Origin of the sequence: Streptomyces sp. NPDC096132 (genome assembly GCF_044763345.1) — a bacterium.
Taxonomy (GTDB): domain Bacteria; phylum Actinomycetota; class Actinomycetes; order Streptomycetales; family Streptomycetaceae; genus Streptomyces.
In genome coordinates this window covers 249,527-266,234 of sequence record NZ_JBIWGA010000001.1, presented here as the reverse complement: position 1 = coordinate 266,234, position 16,708 = coordinate 249,527, and the positions used below count along the sequence as shown (strand labels likewise).

Sequence of the window (16,708 nt, the reverse complement as noted above, 5' to 3'; positions counted from 1 at the left end):
ACCTCTTACATGTGCGGAATTGTCGGATACATCGGGAAGCGTGACGTCGCCCCTCTCCTGCTGGAGGGCCTGCAGCGGCTGGAGTACCGCGGCTACGACTCCGCGGGCATAGTCGTCACCTCCCCGAAGACCACCGGTCTGAAGATGGTCAAGGCCAAGGGCCGGGTCCGTGACCTGGAGGCCAAGGTCCCGGCGCGCTTCAAGGGCACCACCGGCATCGCCCACACCCGCTGGGCCACCCACGGCGCCCCCTCCGACATCAACGCCCACCCGCACATGTCGGCCGACAGCAAGGTCGCGGTCGTCCACAACGGCATCATCGACAACGCCTCCGACCTGCGCCGCAAGCTGGAGGCGGACGGCGTCGAGTTCCTCTCCGAGACCGACACCGAGGTCCTCACCCACCTCATCGCCCGCTCCCAGGCTCAGACCCTGGAGGAGAAGGTCCGCCAGGCCCTGCGGGTCGTCGAGGGCACGTACGGCATCGCCGTCATGCACGCCGACTTCAACGACCGTATCGTCGTCGCCCGCAACGGCTCCCCGGTCGTCCTCGGCATCGGCGAGAAGGAGATGTTCGTCGCCTCGGACATCGCCGCGCTGGTCACCCACACCCGCCAGATAGTCACGCTCGACGACGGCGAGATGGCCACCCTCAAGGCCGACGACTTCCGCACCTACACCACGGAGGGCACCCGCACCACGGCCGAGCCCACCACCGTGGAGTGGGAGGCCGCCTCCTACGACATGGGCGGCCACGACACCTACATGCACAAGGAGATCCACGAGCAGGCCGACGCCGTGGACCGCGTGCTGCGCGGCCGCATCGACGACCGCTTCTCCACCGTGCACCTCGGCGGCCTCAACCTGGACGCCCGTGAGGCACGCCAGATCCGCCGCGTGAAGATCCTCGGCTGCGGCACCTCGTACCACGCGGGCATGATCGGCGCCCAGATGATCGAGGAGCTGGCCCGCATCCCCGCCGACGCCGAGCCCGCCTCCGAGTTCCGCTACCGCAACGCGGTCGTCGACCCCGACACCCTCTACGTGGCCGTCTCCCAGTCCGGTGAGACGTACGACGTGCTGGCGGCCGTCCAGGAGCTGAAGCGCAAGGGCGCGCGGGTCTTCGGCGTCGTGAACGTGGTCGGCTCGGCGATCGCCCGCGAGGCGGACGCCGGCATCTACGTCCACGCCGGCCCCGAGGTCTGCGTCGTCTCCACCAAGTGCTTCACCAACATGACGGTGGCCTTCGCCCTCCTCGCCCTGCACCTCGGCCGCACCCGCGACCTCTCGGTCCGCGACGGCAAGCGGATCATCGAGGGGCTGCGCAAGCTGCCTGGGCAGATCGCGGAGATCCTCTCCCACGAGGAGGAGATCAAGAAACTGGCCGAGGAGTTCGCCGAGGCCCGCTCCATGCTCTTCATCGGCCGCGTCCGGGGCTACCCGGTGGCCCGTGAGGCCTCCCTGAAGCTCAAGGAGGTCTCCTACATCCACGCGGAGGCCTACCCGGCCTCCGAGCTCAAGCACGGGCCGCTCGCGCTGATCGAGCCGGCGCTCCCGACGGTCGCGATCGTCCCGAACGACGACCTGCTGGAGAAGAACCGCGCGGCCCTGGAGGAGATCAAGGCCCGCAGCGGCCGGATCCTCGCGGTGGCCCACGAGCACCAGGAGAAGGCCGACCGGACGATCGTCGTCCCGAAGAACGAGGACGAACTCGACCCGATCCTCATGGGCATCCCGCTGCAGCTGCTGGCGTACTACACGGCGAAGGCGCTGGGCCGGGACATCGACAAGCCGCGCAACCTGGCGAAGTCGGTCACGGTCGAGTAGCCGTACGACGGGATCCGGCGCCGCTCTTCACCCCCCGGGGCTCAGCCCTGCGGGGTGAAGAGCAGGTTCCGCGTCTTGGGCGGCCGGGGCTCGTGCCAGGGGACGAGCGTGCCGTCGGCCTCGGTGACCCAGTGGCAGTCGTAGCCGAGCGGGTCGAACTCGGCGAGGAGCGTCTCCAGGGGCGCGTCCCGCAGCGCCTCCAGCAGGACCGTCGGCCGGTCCCGCTTCAGCACCTGCCGTCCCCCGCGCAGGACCGACATCTCGTGGCCCTCCACGTCGATCTTGACGAGGTCCAGTCCGGTGTCGGCGAAGACCTCGTCGAGCGTGCGCAGCCGGATGCGCTTGAGCTCGGCGTCGGCGGCCGCGTGCTCCAGGGTCGAGCCCGTCGACAGGAGGTTCCCGGAGAAGCGGACGCTGATCTCGGCCCATCCCTCCTCGCCGGACACGCCCGCCTGGTGGAGCCTGACGTTCTGGACGCCGTTCGACCGGATGTTCACGGAGAGCCGGGCGTGGATCTGGTCCACCGGCTCGAACGCGTGGATCCTCGCCTTCGGGGCGGCGAGCGCGGCGATCATGGAGAAGTACCCGACGTGTGCGCCGACATCGGCGATCGTCGTGCTGCGCGCGGCCAGCCGGGACCAGGTGGCGAGGCTGCCCGGCTCATAGCCGAACCTCCCGTTCCACAGGGTGTCCAGGGCGACCGCGTCGTCGTTCACGCAGAACATGACGAACGGCGGACAGTACGGGGAGTCGATCTCGACGTAGCCCCGGTAGGGGAACTTCTTGCGGTGGGTGCGGATGATGTCGCCCGTGGAGACCGGCCGGACGGATGGTGCGTGGGCCAGCATGCGGGCGTTCGCTTCGTGGAGCTGGGGGATACGCATCCCGCGATGCTAAAGCCGGGGTCAGGTCGTGTCATGGGCTTCGCCATATTGGAAAAGACCTGATCACGGGCCCGATGGCGCAGGTGGAGGAGGGGTGAACTCCAGGCGTGGGACAGGGAACGGGACCGGTGCGGAACAGGGAACGGGTTCGGTGCGGACAGCGAACGGACCCCGCGTGACGCCACCAGTCACGGGGGTCCGTCCAGGTCGCCGGGGAAGCCCAACTCCCCGGCTTCGGCTGCCCTTTCAGCCGGTGGCCGTCACACCCCGGCCGGCAGCCCGCCGCGGAAGTGCCGTGGGCCAGTGGGCCATCGCCGCGGTCGCCGCGTACCACGCCACCGCGCCCGCGGCGACCGCGAACCAGCCGCCGACCTTGGTGAGCGAATCGTTGTCGGCGAAGCGCGCGACAGCCATCAGGACGAGCGCGACCAGGAACAACCCGTAGGTGCCGCGGGTGAGTTGGTCCCCGCCCGCCGCGGTCAGGGAGAGCGCCACAAGGGCGAACAGAAGCAGGAAGAGTCCGGCGGCGTTGTCGGAGGCCTGTGCGCCGGCGGAGACGGCCCAGGTGAACCACAGGGCGCCGAGGACGGTGAAGGCGGTGCCGTTCGCCGTGTCGCGGTCCCGGAGGGCCAGCAGGCCGGCGACGAACAGGGCTACGCCGCCGACGTAGTGGGCGATGGATACGGCGTCCGCCGCCGTCACGCCGTCGATCAGGTCGGTGTACCCGAGTCCGAACGCCAACAGGGTGATGCCCAGGGCGAGTCGGCCGACGATCGTGGTGGTGCTTCCCGCGGAGACGTCATTGTCCACGGCGGGCTCCCTTCATACGGTGATGCAGTGCGCGGTGACCGATATATGCCCTTCACAAGGACACAAACACCTCTACGGGTCGGTGGATTCGTGCGCCGCACAAGGGAGTTGCCGGGCGAGTCGCGAGGTCGGGGAGGGGAGAGCCCGGTGGGACGACAGAGCCGGGAAGTGACCTACGGGATCACGATCACGGGCCGCTTGGCCCGCTTGGCGAGCCGGCCGGCGACCGAGCCGAAGATCCGCCCCACGATGCCGTGCGTCGAGCCGACGACGATCGCGTCGGCCTCGTACTCCCGCCCCACCTCTTCGAGTTCGTGGCAGATGTCACCGCCGCGCTCGACCAGGATCCAGGGCACCTCGGCGAGGTAGTCCGCACAGGCGAGTTCGAGCCCGAGCACCTCGGTGCGGTGGTCCGGTACGTCCACGAAGACCGGCGGCTCGCAGCCCGCCCACACGGTGGTCGGCAGCCGGTTGGCGACATGGACGATGATCAGGCCCGCACGGGAGCGGTGGGCCATGCCGATGGCGTACGCGAGCGCGCGTTCACTGGAGGTGGAGCCGTCGAAGCCGACGACCACGCCGTGCTTGAAGGCGGGATCGCAGGTGGGGCGTGCCTCTTCCGCCGCCAGGGGCTCGGCCGCCGTGGGGTCGGCGACGGGCCGCTTGCGGTCCGCGGGTTCGAAGAATTCGTGACCGGCCATGACTGTCTCGGCGAATCGATCCTATGTGGGTTGGACGGCAGTGAGCGGCGGAGCTGTGTCCGGGAATTGTCTTCCCAACCCCATACCCCCAAGGGTACGGCGCCACGCCTCCAACGCCCAGATCCCGAGCACCCTCGGTGGGGGTTCCAGGGAGCATGCACGAGCAGGCGCCCGTAACGCAATGGTTGCTGCCCCGTACAGGCGGTTTGCACAGGATTCACTTATCACCCGTCACCGACGACCGGCGCGGTGACCGATCGCCGACCCGGAGTGACCGACCGCCCGTAGCCGCGTTGAGCACGTGTACCGCCGTGCCGTCCCAGGGAGGAGCCCGCCCCATGCCCTCGTCGCGCACGCCCTCCCCCCGCCGCCCCGGCGACGAGCGCACCACCGAGCTGATCCGCTGGGCGGCCTTCTCCTGCTTCCTCGTCCCGGTGGTCCTCCTCTGGTACGGCACCTCCCTGGCCGGCGCCGCCGGCACCGCCCTCGGCCTGGCCGCCGTCACGGCCGTCTGCCGGCTGCTCCTGCGCCAGTCGGAGCGCGGCGCGGCCCGGTCACCCGCCGGGGAACACGCGCCGCACGCGCACCACCCGGGGCGCCGTCAGCGCACCCGAACGGGGTCGCACCGTGGCGGTCGTCACTCCGGGGGAAACTCACCGGTCGGTTGACCGGTTTTCACGCACCGGGTCGATGGTTTTCAGCCAACTTCCGCCCCCCGCGCATCCCTTGCCGTAACCACCCCCCACCCCCCGTGCCACCTGCGCGGATAAGCCCTCGGAAGCCCTGCGCACCCTACGGGGATTGGCCACCACGACGAGGCGCACTTCCCTGCACGCTCCCCGAGTGCAACGCTTCGTGATCGAATGCTTCACGCCAAGTTGCCAAGTCGACAATCTGCCGGGTGCTGAACTGGCCACGCCGGCATCACGCGACACAGTAGATTCGATCTTGACTGTCTACGGCGGGGGACTCGTGCAGGACCGAGGGGAAACGTGCAGGAGCGACACAACCGAGGAGCCGCGACCACCGAGGGGGGCTTAGCAGGATGAGCCACGACTCCACTGCCGCGCCGGAAGCCGCGGCCCGGAAGCTTTCCGGGCGACGCCGCAAGGAGATCGTCGCGGTGCTGCTGTTCAGCGGCGGCCCCATCTTCGAGAGTTCCATTCCGCTGTCGGTGTTCGGGATTGACCGCCAGGACGCCGGCGTGCCGCGCTACCGCTTGCTGGTGTGCGGCGGCGAGGAAGGCCCGCTGCGGACCACAGGGGGCCTGGAACTCACCGCGCCGCATGGCTTGGAAGCGATCTCGCGGGCGGGCACGGTCGTCGTGCCGGCCTGGCGTTCGATCACTTCTCCGCCACCGGAGGAGGCGCTCGACGCGCTGCGCCGGGCGCACGAAGAGGGTGCCCGCATCGTGGGCCTGTGCACCGGCGCGTTCGTGCTGGCGGCGGCGGGCCTGCTGGACGGCCGCCCGGCCACGACCCACTGGATGTACGCACCGACGCTGGCCAAGCGCTACCCGTCGGTGCACGTGGATCCACGAGAGCTCTTCGTGGACGACGGCGACGTCCTGACGTCGGCGGGCACCGCGGCCGGAATCGATCTCTGTCTCCACATCGTGCGGACGGACCACGGCAACGAGGCGGCGGGCGCGCTCGCCCGGCGCCTGGTGGTCCCGCCGCGCCGGTCGGGCGGCCAGGAGCGCTATCTCGACCGGTCTTTACCAGAGGAGATCGGCGCCGACCCGCTCGCCGAGGTCGTCGCCTGGGCGCTGGAACACCTCCACGAGCAGTTCGACGTGGAGACGCTGGCGGCACGCGCCTACATGAGCCGCCGTACGTTCGACCGCCGCTTCCGCTCGCTGACGGGCAGTGCACCGCTCCAGTGGCTGATCACCCAGCGGGTCCTCCAGGCCCAGCGGCTGCTGGAGACGTCGGACTACTCGGTGGACGAGGTCGCGGGCCGCTGCGGCTTCCGCTCGCCGGTGGCGCTGCGCGGGCACTTCCGCCGCCAGCTCGGCTCGTCCCCGGCCGCCTACCGGGCGGCGTACCGGGCGCGCCGGCCGCAGGGTGAGCGTCCACTGGAGGCCGAACCGTCGTCGCCACCACCGGCGCCGGCGCTGCATCCGGAGGGGCCGGGCCCGGTGCCTCCGCAGATCCGGCGTACGGCGTCCGGGGCGATGAGCGCACCGGCCGGACTGCCGACGGACCACGCACGTGAGGCGTACGCGGCACGGGCGAGCCTGCCGGGGCAGCGCAGCGGTATGTAGACACGGCATGTAGAACGCGGCACGCAGAACACGGTCCAGGGCGGCCGGGGCGAGGAGACGCCCCGGCCGCCCTTGCCCGTCCCCTCCCCCGGCGTGGGCCGAGGGACGTGGGGCATCCCAAAAGGGGGTGTCAGCTTTAGGGTGGTCGCATGAACGATCGCATGGTGTGGATCGACTGCGAGATGACCGGCCTCTCGCTGTCCGACGACGCGCTCATCGAGGTTGCCGCCCTCGTCACCGACTCCGAGCTGAACATCCTCGGCGAGGGGGTGGACATCGTCATCCGGCCACCCGCCAAGGCGCTGGAGACGATGCCGGAGGTGGTGCGCCAGATGCACACCGCGTCCGGCCTGCTGGACGAGCTCGCCGGCGGCACCACGCTCGCCGAGGCCGAGGAGCAGGTCCTGGCGTACGTACGGGAGCACGTGAAGGAGCCCGGCAAGGCCCCGCTGTGCGGCAACTCCGTCGGCACCGACCGCGGCTTCCTCGGCCGCGACATGCCGACCCTCGAGGGCTACCTCCACTACCGCATCGTCGACGTCTCCTCGATCAAGGAGCTCGCCCGCCGCTGGTACCCCCGCGCCTACTTCAACAGCCCCGAGAAGAACGGCAACCACCGCGCCCTCGCCGACATCCGCGAGTCGATCGCGGAACTGCGCTACTACCGCGAGGCCGTCTTCGTGCCGCAGCCCGGCCCGGACTCGGACACCGCGAAGACGATCGCCGCGAAGCACGTCCTGCCCGCGCAGTAGACCCGCGCGGGCGCCCGGCGAAAAGCCGTGCGCGAGCACCCCTTCGGACCCTGTACACTTTTTCTCGGCCGGTCGGGAACGACGAAAGTCCAACCACCGGTCGTGGTGGGTGTAGCTCAGCTGGTAGAGCACCTGGTTGTGGTCCAGGATGCCGCGGGTTCGAGTCCCGTCACTCACCCTGAGTAATCAGCCGGTGACTTCCCGCAGGGGAGGTCGCCGGCTGATGCGTTTCCCGGGAGTTCCCAGTGCGTACCGAGCCCATCACCACCGCGCGACTGACCCTCCTCCCCCTCCGGGTGGAGCACGCACAGGAGATGGCCGCCGTCCTCTCCGACCCCGCCCTTCACGCCTTCATCGGCGGCGCCCCCAGCTCCGCGCGAGCCCTTCGCGAACGTTACGAACGCCTCGTCGCCGGCTCCCCCGACCCCGCCGTCTCCTGGCACAACTGGGTCGTACGAGAGGGCGCTCACCTCACCGGCACGGTCCAGGCCACCGTGACCGACGACACCCACGCCGAGATCGCCTGGGTGATCGGCACCCCGTGGCAGGGCCGGCGCCTCGCCTCCGAAGCCGCGCAGGGACTGGTCACCTGGCTCGGCGGCCAGGGCATCCGCACGATCACCGCCCACATCCACCCCGACCACCGGGCATCGGCAGGCGTGGCCACGGCGGCGGGCCTCTCCCCCACCGAAGAGGAACACGACGGCGAAACCCGCTGGCGCCTGTCCCTCTGAAGCCGGCACCCGCCGCTACGAGGAAGCCCGGTCCACCAGGTCCGTCGCCAGCACCACCTGTCGCCGCTCCAGCCCCCGCGACACTGCCGGACGGCGGTCGGCGATCTCCGTGAGGAGGAGGTCCAGCATCCGCCGGCCCATCTCCTCGATCGGCTGGCGCACGCTCGTCAGGGGCGGGTCCATGTGGCGGGCGATGGCCGAGTCGTCGTAGCCGACCAGGGCCACGTCCTCGGGGATGCGGCGGCCCGCCTCGCGCAGGGCCTGGCGGGCGCCGGCCGCCATGACGTCCGAGCCGGCGAAGACCGCGTCGAGGGCGGGATCGCGTTCCAGCAGCGCCGCCATCGCGCGGTGGCCGCCCTCCTCCGTGAAGTCACCGGGCTCGATGAGCCCCTCGTCCACCCCGTACCCCGCGTCCCGCAGGGCGTCGCGGTAGCCGTCGACGCGGCGCTGGGCGCCGTAGACGTCGAGGCGGCCGGTGATGTGGGCGATACGGGTGCGGCCGCGGGCGAGGAGGTGCTCGACCGCCGAGCGGCCGCCGCCGTAGTTGTCGGAGTCCACCGAGGGGAGCGTCTCCGCGGCGGACCGCGGGCCGCTGATCACCGCCGGGATCTCCAGCTGGGCGAGGAGGTCGGGGAGCGGGTCGTCCGCGTGGACGGAGACCAGCAGGACGCCGTCCACCCGGTGCGCGGCCAGGTACTGGGCCAGCCGGCGGCGTTCGCGGTCGCTACCGGCGAAGATCAGCAGCAACTGCATCTCGGTGTCGGCGAGTTCGGCGCCCACACCGCGCAGCATGTCCGAGAAGTACGGCTCCGCGAAGAAGCGTGTCTCCGGCTCGGGGACGACGAGCGCGATCGCGTCCGTGCGGTTGGCGGCGAGGGCGCGGGCGGCCGTGTTGGGGACGTAGCCGAGTTCCGCGACCGCCGCCTCGACCGCCGCGCGGGTCGCGTCGCTGACCCGCGGGGAGCCGTTGATCACCCGGGAGACCGTGCCGCGACCTACTCCGGCGCGGGCGGCCACCTCCTCGAGGGTGGGCCGACCGCCGCTCCGCCCTCGCGCTCCGTGGCTTGCCATGGGCTCCGCCTTCCCGCCGTCGTCATCACGCTGGCCTGGAATCTAACAGTCCCGGCCGGTCGGCCCGCCCCGAGCCCAACAGTCGGTTCTGTGCCGAACTGGGCCAAATGTGCACCACTCTCCGGGGTTAGCTAACAGCCGGATAACTGAACGCATCTCTCCGTGCCCCCACCCTTGACACCCCCGCCCGAACCGACGACTCTTCAACACATCACTTGTGGGAGCGCTCCCACGGTACCTGACACATACACATCCCGCACGTTCCCCGCCCGAGCCGCAGCGAGAAACACACGGGCCCAACAATGCAGTTGGCCGGGGGGTCGGCACGTCAGGGCAACAGGAGGACGTAATGCGCGCACGTACCGGTACCGCCCGTCGGGCGGTGGTCCTTGCGGCCGTCGTGTCGCTGGGCGCCGGGCTGCTGGCCGGCTGTGCCGACGACGGCGGCGACGACGCATCCGACGGTTCGTCGTCCGGCAGCGGCAAGGGCAAGACCACGATCACGCTGGGTCTCTTCGGCACGTTCGGCTTCAAGGAGGCCGGCCTCTACACCGAGTACGAGAAGCTCCACCCGAACATCAAGATCGCCGAGAACGTCACCGAGCGGAACGAGAACTACTACCCCGCACTCGTCAACCACCTCACCACCAACAGCGGCCTGATGGACGTCCAGGCCATCGAAGTGGGCAACATCGCCGAGGTCGTGGCCACGCAGGCGGACAAGTTCGTGGACGTGTCGAAGATCTCCGGCGTGGACAAGAGCAAGTGGCTGGACTGGAAGTGGGCGCAGGCCACGACCAAGGACGGCGCGACGATCGGTCTCGGCACCGACGTCGGCCCGATGGCCATCTGCTACCGCAAGGACCTCTACCAGGCGGCCGGTCTGCCCACCGACCGCGCGGAGGTCGCCAAGCTGTGGACGGGCGACTGGAACAAGTTCGTCGAGGCCGGCGAGCAGTACAAGAAGAAGGCCAAGGCGGGCACCTTCTTCATGGACTCCCCCGGTGGTCTGCTCAACGCCATCCTGGGCAGTGAGAAGGAGAAGTTCTACGACTCCTCCGGCAACATCATTTACAAGTCGAACCCGGCGGTGAAGACGGCCTTCGACCTGACGGCGAAGGCCGCCGAAGAGGGACTCGTCCAGTCCCAGACCCAGTTCCAGCCGACCTGGGAGCAGACGATCGCGAACAGCAAGTTCGCCACCATCGCCTGCCCGCCGTGGATGCTCGGCACCATCAAGGGCAAGGCGAAGCCGGAGGACGCCGGCAAGTGGGACGTGGCCACCGCGCCCAAGTCCGCGAACTGGGGCGGTTCCTTCCTGGCCGTGCCGAAGAGCGGCAAGCACGTGAAGGAGGCCGAGGAGCTCATCACCTGGCTGACCGCGCCCGAGCAGCAGACGAAGCTGTTCAAGGTGCAGGGCAACTTCCCGAGCGCGCCTAGCACCTACACCTCCGCCGAGGTGACCGGTGCCAAGAACGAGATGACCGGTGACTCGCCGATCGGCACGATCTTCGCCGAGGCCGCCAAGACCGCCCCGGTCCAGGTGATCGGCCCGAAGGACCAGATCATCCAGCAGGGTCTGTCCGACAACGGCGTCTTCCTCGTGACGAAGGGCAAGTCGGCGAAGGAGGCCTGGGAGACGGCCACCAAGACCATCGACAACAACCTGGACAAGTGACCCGTATGGCCACCCGCCACGACACCGCCGCGCCCCCCGTGAAGGAGGGGGGCGCGGCCCCGGGCCGCCCGCCCGTGGAAACCACGGAGGCGGAGAAGCGGCGCCGGGCCCGGCTCTCCCGCCGCTGGCAGCGGGACCTCCGCTGGAGCCCGTACGCGTTCGTCTCGCCGTTCTTCCTGCTGTTCCTCGCCTTCGGTCTGTTCCCGCTGCTCTACACGGGCTGGGCGTCGCTGCACCAGGTGGAGATGACCGCCCCCACCGACATGACCTGGGTGGGGATGCGCAACTACACGCGCATCTTCGACGACGAGTTCTTCTGGAACGCGGCGAAGAACACCCTCACCATCGGCATCATCTCGACGGTCCCGCAGCTGCTGATGGCGATGGGGCTCGCGCACATCCTCAACTACAGGCTGCGCGCCTCGACCTTCTACCGGGTCGCGATGCTCGCCCCGTACGCGACCTCGATCGCCGCCGCCTCCCTGGTGTTCGTGCTGCTCTTCGGCCGTGACTACGGCATGATCAACTGGGCGCTGCACTTCGTCGGGATCGACGCGATCGACTGGCAGAACGACAAGTGGCCGTCCCAGATCGCGGTCTCCACGATCATCATCTGGCGCTGGACCGGCTACAACGCGCTGATCTACCTGGCCGCGATGCAGGCGATCCCGTCGGACCTGTACGAGTCGGCGGCACTGGACGGCGCCAACCGCTGGCAGCAGTTCTTCCATGTGACACTGCCGTCCCTGCGGCCCACGATCCTCTTCACGGTCGTCGTCTCCACGATCGGTGCCAGCCAGGTCTTCGGCGAGCCGCTCCTGTTCGACGCGAACAAGGGTGCGTCGGGCGGCGCGGAGCACCAGTTCCAGACCCTCGGCCTGTACCTGTACGAGCAGGGCTGGGTGAACCAGCACCTGGGCCGTGCCTCGGCGATCGCCTGGACGATGTTCCTGATCCTGATCGTCGTCGGCATCGTCAACTACGTCATCTCGCGCCGGCTGCGCGCCAGTAGTTAAGGAGTACCGGCCGTGACGACGACGACCCTGACCAAGAGCGAGCCGGAGGACGCCGTGCCGGCGGCCCGCCGGCTGCGCCGACCGAGGTCCGCGCGGGCGGGCGGCCAGATGCACGGCGGCCCGATCGCGTACGCCATCCTGATCCTGTTCACGATCGGCTCGCTGTTCCCGCTGGTGTGGACGGCGATCGCCGCCTCCCGTGACAACAACCGGCTGGCGCAGACGCCCCCGCCGCTGTGGTTCGGCTCGAACCTGTTCACGAAACTGGACGTCGCCTGGACCGACGCCAACCTCGGCAAGGCCTTCCTCAACACCACGATCGTGGCGGGGACGTCGGCGGCGACGATCGTGGTCCTCTCCACGATCGCCGGCTTCGCCTTCGCCAAGCTTCGGTTCCGGGGCAAGGGCGCGCTGATGCTGATCGTGATCGGCACGATGATGGTGCCGCCGCAGCTGAGCATCATCCCGCTGTACATGATGGTCGCCAAGCTGGAGTGGACCGATCAGCTGCAGGCGGTGATCCTGCCGTCGCTGGTGAGCGCGTTCGGTGTGTTCTTCATGCGGCAGTACCTGATCCAGGCGCTGCCCGACGAGATCATCGAGGCGGCCCGGGTGGACGGCGCGAGCAGCTGGCGCGTGGTGTGGCACGTGGTGTTCCCCGCGGCGCGCCCCGCGATGGCGGTGCTGGGCATGCTGACGTTCGTCCAGACGTGGAACGACTTCCTGTGGCCCTTCCTGGTCCTGAGCCAGACCGGCAACCCCACCGTGCAGGTCGCGATCGCGGGCCTCGGCCGCGGGTACACGCCCGACCAGTCCCTGATCATGGCGGGTGCGCTGCTGGGCACACTGCCGCTGCTGGTGGTCTTCGCGGTCTTCGGCAAGCAGATCGTGGGCGGCATCATGCAGGGCGCGGTGAAGGGCTGACCCCTGCGACCCGAGGGGGCCGGGTCACCGCCGCCCCGGCCCCCTCCGTACGACTTCCCCCCAACCTCGTCGGTCTCGACGACCACACATGGGAGCGCTTCCATGCCTGAGCCCATCACCCCGGTGACCTTTCCTCCCGCCTTCCTCTGGGGCGCGGCGACCTCCGCGTACCAGATCGAGGGGGCGGTGCGGGAGGACGGCCGCACCCCCTCGATCTGGGACACCTTCAGCCATACGCCGGGCAGGACCGCCGGCGGCGAGCACGGTGACATCGCTGTCGACCACTACCACCGCTACCGCGAGGACGTCGCGCTGATGGCGGAGCTGGGCCTGTCGGCGTACCGCTTCTCGATCTCCTGGTCCCGGGTCCAGCCGACCGGCCGCGGCCCGGCGGTCCAGGTGGGCCTGGACTTCTACCGCCGGCTGGTCGACGAGCTGCTGGCGAAGGGCATCAAGCCCGCGATCACCCTGTACCACTGGGACCTCCCCCAGGAGCTGGAGGACGCGGGCGGCTGGCCGGAGCGGGACACCGCGTACCGGTTCGCCGAGTACGCGCAGATCGTCGGGGAGGCGCTCGGCGACCGTGTGGAGAACTGGATCACGCTCAACGAGCCCTGGTGCAGCGCGTTCCTCGGGTACGCGTCGGGCGTGCACGCGCCGGGCCGCACCGACCCGGTGGCCTCCCTGCGGGCCGCCCACCATCTGAACCTGGCCCACGGCCTGGGCACCTCGGCGCTCCGCTCGGTCATGCCGGCCCGCAACACGGTGGCGCTCAGCCTCAACTCCTCGGTGGTCCGCCCGCTGTCGCCGGGCGACCCCGCGGACCTCGCCGCCGTGCGGAAGATCGACGACCTCGCCAACGGCGTCTTCCACGGCCCGATCCTGCGGGGCGCCTACCCGGAGACGCTGTTCACGGCGACCTCCTCCCTGACGGACTGGTCGTACGTCCTCGACGGCGACCTGCAGACGATCAACCAGCCGCTGGACGCGCTGGGCCTGAACTACTACACGCCGACGCTGGTGTCGGCGGCGGACGCGGCCGTGAAGGGACCGCGCACGGACGGGCACGGCGCGAGCGACCACTCCCCGTGGCCGGGCGCCGACGACGTCGCGTTCCACCAGACGCCCGGTGACCGCACGGAGATGGGCTGGACGATCGACCCGACGGGCCTGCACGAGCTGATCATGCGGTACACCCGGGAGGCGCCGGGGCTGCCCCTCTACATCACCGAGAACGGCGCGGCCTACGACGACAAGCCCGACCCGGACGGCCGCGTGCACGACCCCGAGCGGGTCGCCTATCTGCACGGCCACCTCTCGGCGGTCCGCCGCGCGATCGCGGACGGCGCGGACGTCCGCGGCTACTACCTGTGGTCCCTGCTGGACAACTTCGAGTGGGCGTACGGCTACGAGAAGCGGTTCGGGGCGGTGTACGTGGACTACGCGACGCTGGCCCGTACGCCGAAGTCGAGCGCGCTGTGGTACGGCGAGGCGGCACGGACGGGGACGCTGCCGTCCGTCGAGAGCGCCTGAATCGAGGCTGCCTGATTTCGAGACCGCCTGACCCGGGGGAAGGGGAGGGGCGCGGCACGCTGTGGGGGCGTGCCGCGCCCCGGCGTTTTTCCAGGGTTCGCCGTTCTCAGGAGCCGTTCCCGGGGGCGCCGTCGCGCTGGTCGATCAGGGCCGCCAGGCCGTCGAGGACGCGGGCGAGGCCGAAATCGTAGGCGTGGGCGGGGCTGTGGGCGGTGCCGTGGGCGGTGCCCGCCGCCGTGCCGACGCGGGTGGCGGTGGGGTAGGTGCGGGGGTCGAGGACCTTGGCGAGCAGCGGGGCGTTGGCGGCCCACCACTGTTCGTCGTCCATCCTGCTGTCCGCGCGGGCGGCGCGGGCCTCGGCGGCCGAGCGGGCGTTGGCCTGTACGAAGCCGAGCAGGTAGGTCAGGGCGGCGTCCCGGTCGACGTCGTCGAGGCCGCATCCGTCGAACGCCGCCAGTTCGTGCTCGTACTTGGCCATCATCCCCGGCCCCAGCGGCGGCCGGCCGGTGGAGACCGTCGCGGCCCACGGGTGGGTCTCGAACAGGGCCCTGTTCTCCTCGGCCACGGCGGTCAGCCGCTCCCGCCAGGGCCGGCCGGAGGTGTCGGTCCGGGGCATCCGGGCGTAGAGGGCGTCCAGCATCAGGTCCAGCAGCTCGGCCTTGCCGGGCACGTAGGTGTACAGCGTCATCGGCGCCACCCCCAGCTGCTGCGCCACCCGGCGCATGGTGAGCGCGTCCAGCCCCTCGGCGTCCGCCAGGTCGATCGCGACGGCGACGACGGCGTCGATGCTCAGCCGCTGCTGCGGCCCGCGGCGCGGGGTGTCGGCCGGGACGCGCCAGAGCAACTCGAGGGTGCGGGCCGGGTCTCCGGCACTGCTTCTGTCGACAGGCACGGGGACCATCCTCGCTCATGCGCCCACCCCCGCGGAACATCTCCGTACGCAGTACACTGTACTGTGTACGGAGATGATGAGCAGTCCGATCCCGGTCCAAGGAGCCCCTGTGTCGATCACCGCCTCCGCCGTGTCCCTGAACGTCGACGACGTGGCCGCGTCCAGCGCCTTTCTCACCGACCACTTCGGATTCCACGAGCAGATGGCCGCCGACGGCTTCGCGTCGCTGGCGCGCGAGGACGCCGGCATGAACGTCATCTATCTGCGGCGCGGCCTGGACTCGCTCCCCGCGAACCAGCGCGACGACCACGCCGACGGGGTGATCCTCGCCTTCGTCGTCGACGACCTGGAGGGCGAGCTGGCCCGGCTGACCGCCGAGGGGGTCGCCATCACGATGCCGCTGCGCGAGGAGCCCTGAGCGCGCCTTCCAGGTGACCGACCCCAACGGGGTCATCGTCCAGCTCGTCGACTGGAACGGCGTCACCGCAACAGGGTGAGCGTCACCAGGGCCGCGAGGGTGATGACGGCGAACGCGGCCCAGGCGAGGGCGGTCACGCGTTGCCTGCTCGGGCGGCCGATGACCTCGATCTCCCCGGATGCCTCGGGGAACGCGTAGTAGACGCGGTCGGGGTCGGTGCGGAGTTCGACGCGGGCGAGCGGAAGGTAGCGCAGGGTCACCCGGCGGCCGACCTCGCCCTCCTTGACCGCCAGGAAGGGCGCGGCCTGCTTGAGGTGGGCGTCCTCCAGGAAGTCGGGGAGGTCGTCGTCGGCGCTGGTCAGCACCGCCGTGCGCCACTGCCCCTTGCGCAGCTTGCTGAACGGCGGGTACGCGGGCCTGAGTTCCTCGGCGGCGGGGGTGTGGGTGACGACGCCCTCGGTCCAGGCGGTGAAGCGGCCGGTACCGCCGCACTCCTCGTGCCGGAGGCGTTTCGCGCCCTTGCAGGTGCCGCACCCGGCGGTCCCGGTGCCCTTGCAGACGGGGCAGGTCACCTGGCGCTCCCCCAGGCACTTCGGACAGGCCACGTCCGCTCGCCGGCAGCGTTTGCAGGCGGCCCGTGCCTCGGCGCCCTCGGGGCGCGGGCGGGGCGCCCGGGAGCGCTTGGTGCGCGGATGGCCCGTGCCGTCGCACTCCCAGCACGCGTCGGGGCCGCCGTGGCAGGCGTCGCACTCGATGTGGCGGGGGCACGGCCGGCCACCGCGTCCCTCACAGGCCTCGCAGTCCCGCTTGCCGTCCACGCAGTCCTCGCACGGCTCCTCCGCCAGGGATCCCTCCTGGACGAGTTCCAGCCGCCGCTGGGCTCCCGGGTCGGCGGGCGGGGCCACCGGGTAGGTGCCGAGATGTGTGTACGTCGGCCGGTTCGCCAGGCCGCTCTGCCTTCCCTTGACCCGCCGCCGGCGCTCGGTCCGCCGCTCGACCGACCGCACGATCCGGCACTCGAACACCGACTGCCAGGTGAGCGCCGCCGCGCCGGGCACGGTGAGCCGGGTGGTGACGCCGGGCCGGGACACGCGCCGTTCGACGGCCTGGAGCATCTCTTCGTCGGACGGTGCCGTGGCCAACGCAGCTCCCCCTCGTCGACGGGTGACCCATGCGCGAAGAGCAGGGTAGGAGGCCCCCGA

The 16,708-nt window shown here is 70.5% G+C and carries 15 protein-coding genes, 1 tRNA gene and 1 pseudogene; 11 read left to right on the top strand and 6 right to left on the bottom strand.

Features of this window, described 5'->3' with window-relative positions; all coding sequences use genetic code 11:
- The first annotated feature begins 9 nt into the window (after nucleotides 1–9).
- The gene (gene glmS / locus ACIRF9_RS01225) at nucleotides 10–1,827 is read left to right on the top strand and encodes a glutamine--fructose-6-phosphate transaminase (isomerizing) (protein ID WP_403814440.1); all 1,818 of its coding nucleotides are present in this window, start codon (nucleotides 10–12) and stop codon (nucleotides 1,825–1,827) included.
- A 41-nt stretch (nucleotides 1,828–1,868) separates the two neighbouring features.
- On the opposite strand, the gene ACIRF9_RS01220 is transcribed toward glmS, so the two are convergent.
- From ACIRF9_RS01220 to ACIRF9_RS01210, 3 genes are all read right to left on the bottom strand, one after another.
- Nucleotides 1,869–2,711, bottom strand: coding sequence for an FkbM family methyltransferase (locus ACIRF9_RS01220; protein WP_403814437.1), 843 nt, complete (start codon nucleotides 2,709–2,711; stop codon nucleotides 1,869–1,871).
- Nucleotides 2,712–2,957: 246 nt separating this feature from the next.
- Nucleotides 2,958–3,521, bottom strand: coding sequence for a GPR1/FUN34/YaaH family transporter (locus ACIRF9_RS01215; protein WP_403814434.1), 564 nt, complete (start codon nucleotides 3,519–3,521; stop codon nucleotides 2,958–2,960).
- Nucleotides 3,522–3,694: 173 nt separating this feature from the next.
- Nucleotides 3,695–4,222, bottom strand: a complete 528-nt coding sequence (locus ACIRF9_RS01210) for a universal stress protein (RefSeq protein ID WP_133911316.1) — start codon at nucleotides 4,220–4,222, stop codon at nucleotides 3,695–3,697.
- 338 nt (nucleotides 4,223–4,560) lie between these two features.
- On the opposite strand from ACIRF9_RS01210, the gene ACIRF9_RS01205 reads away from it, so the two are divergent.
- From ACIRF9_RS01205 to ACIRF9_RS01185, 5 genes are all read left to right on the top strand, one after another.
- Nucleotides 4,561–4,890, top strand: a complete 330-nt coding sequence (locus ACIRF9_RS01205) for a hypothetical protein (protein ID WP_403814431.1) — start codon at nucleotides 4,561–4,563, stop codon at nucleotides 4,888–4,890.
- A 377-nt stretch (nucleotides 4,891–5,267) separates the two neighbouring features.
- Nucleotides 5,268–6,488 (top strand): helix-turn-helix domain-containing protein, encoded by a 1,221-nt coding sequence (locus tag ACIRF9_RS01200; RefSeq protein WP_403814428.1) that lies wholly within the window; start codon nucleotides 5,268–5,270, stop codon nucleotides 6,486–6,488.
- A gap of 149 nt (nucleotides 6,489–6,637) precedes the next feature.
- Nucleotides 6,638–7,240, top strand: coding sequence for an oligoribonuclease (gene orn / locus ACIRF9_RS01195; protein ID WP_403814425.1), 603 nt, complete (start codon nucleotides 6,638–6,640; stop codon nucleotides 7,238–7,240).
- A gap of 105 nt (nucleotides 7,241–7,345) precedes the next feature.
- A tRNA-His gene (locus ACIRF9_RS01190) sits at nucleotides 7,346–7,418 on the top strand.
- 67 nt (nucleotides 7,419–7,485) lie between these two features.
- Nucleotides 7,486–7,974 carry a GNAT family N-acetyltransferase gene (locus ACIRF9_RS01185; protein WP_403814422.1) on the top strand — a complete coding sequence of 163 codons (489 nt, stop codon included), beginning with the start codon at nucleotides 7,486–7,488 and terminating at the stop codon, nucleotides 7,972–7,974.
- A 15-nt stretch (nucleotides 7,975–7,989) separates the two neighbouring features.
- Here ACIRF9_RS01185 and ACIRF9_RS01180 read toward each other — a convergent pair whose 3' ends face one another.
- Nucleotides 7,990–9,045: a LacI family DNA-binding transcriptional regulator gene (locus tag ACIRF9_RS01180; protein ID WP_403814419.1), complete on the bottom strand. Its 1,056-nt coding sequence runs from the start codon at nucleotides 9,043–9,045 to the stop codon at nucleotides 7,990–7,992.
- A 349-nt stretch (nucleotides 9,046–9,394) separates the two neighbouring features.
- Here ACIRF9_RS01180 and ACIRF9_RS01175 point away from each other — a divergent pair, with 349 nt between their 5' ends.
- The 4 genes from ACIRF9_RS01175 to ACIRF9_RS01160 all read left to right on the top strand — a co-directional run bounded on the left by ACIRF9_RS01175 (nucleotide 9,395) and on the right by ACIRF9_RS01160 (nucleotide 14,196).
- The gene (locus tag ACIRF9_RS01175; protein WP_403814417.1) at nucleotides 9,395–10,723 is read left to right on the top strand and encodes an ABC transporter substrate-binding protein; all 1,329 of its coding nucleotides are present in this window, start codon (nucleotides 9,395–9,397) and stop codon (nucleotides 10,721–10,723) included.
- Between the two features lie 5 nt (nucleotides 10,724–10,728).
- The gene (locus tag ACIRF9_RS01170; RefSeq protein WP_403816063.1) at nucleotides 10,729–11,739 is read left to right on the top strand and encodes a carbohydrate ABC transporter permease; all 1,011 of its coding nucleotides are present in this window, start codon (nucleotides 10,729–10,731) and stop codon (nucleotides 11,737–11,739) included.
- Between the two features lie 12 nt (nucleotides 11,740–11,751).
- The gene (locus tag ACIRF9_RS01165; protein ID WP_403814415.1) at nucleotides 11,752–12,663 is read left to right on the top strand and encodes a carbohydrate ABC transporter permease; all 912 of its coding nucleotides are present in this window, start codon (nucleotides 11,752–11,754) and stop codon (nucleotides 12,661–12,663) included.
- A gap of 102 nt (nucleotides 12,664–12,765) precedes the next feature.
- Nucleotides 12,766–14,196 carry a GH1 family beta-glucosidase gene (locus ACIRF9_RS01160; protein WP_403814413.1) on the top strand — a complete coding sequence of 477 codons (1,431 nt, stop codon included), beginning with the start codon at nucleotides 12,766–12,768 and terminating at the stop codon, nucleotides 14,194–14,196.
- Nucleotides 14,197–14,302: 106 nt separating this feature from the next.
- Here the strand turns inward: ACIRF9_RS01160 and ACIRF9_RS01155 are convergent, their stop codons facing one another.
- Nucleotides 14,303–15,088, bottom strand: coding sequence for a TetR/AcrR family transcriptional regulator (locus tag ACIRF9_RS01155; RefSeq protein WP_403814412.1), 786 nt, complete (start codon nucleotides 15,086–15,088; stop codon nucleotides 14,303–14,305).
- A 109-nt stretch (nucleotides 15,089–15,197) separates the two neighbouring features.
- On the opposite strand from ACIRF9_RS01155, the pseudogene ACIRF9_RS01150 reads away from it, so the two are divergent.
- Nucleotides 15,198–15,585 (top strand): annotated as a pseudogene (locus ACIRF9_RS01150) (VOC family protein).
- Here ACIRF9_RS01150 and ACIRF9_RS01145 read toward each other — a convergent pair.
- Nucleotides 15,569–16,648 carry a hypothetical protein gene (locus ACIRF9_RS01145; RefSeq protein WP_403814409.1) on the bottom strand — a complete coding sequence of 360 codons (1,080 nt, stop codon included), beginning with the start codon at nucleotides 16,646–16,648 and terminating at the stop codon, nucleotides 15,569–15,571. The pseudogene ACIRF9_RS01150 and the gene ACIRF9_RS01145 sit on opposite strands and share 17 nt — an antisense overlap.
- Nucleotides 16,649–16,708: the final 60 nt, after the last annotated feature.